Genomic DNA, 207 nt, shown 5'->3' on the forward strand with positions numbered 1-207 from the left:
CACCATCACCGCCCACAACACCGGCTGCACCACATCCACCCGCCCCCACAACGGATCCCCACCACCCCGGAACACAACATCCCGCAACGACCAGTCCGTGAACGGCGCCAACGCCCGCTCACACGCCACCATCGACTCACCGAACACCGGCGACACATCCCAGAGCTCACGCCCCATCCCCACCCACTGCGACCCCTGACCCGGGAA

Annotated in this window: 1 protein-coding gene; it reads right to left on the minus strand. The window is 67.1% G+C overall.

Features of this window, described 5'->3' with window-relative positions:
- The coding region (locus tag IG88_RS40075) for an acyltransferase domain-containing protein (protein ID WP_037837610.1) at positions 1-207 on the minus strand (207 nt) is incomplete at both ends.

Origin of the sequence: Streptomyces sp. NRRL F-5650 (assembly GCF_000721365.1) — a bacterium.
GTDB classification, from domain to species: Bacteria; Actinomycetota; Actinomycetes; order Streptomycetales; family Streptomycetaceae; genus Streptomyces; species Streptomyces ardesiacus.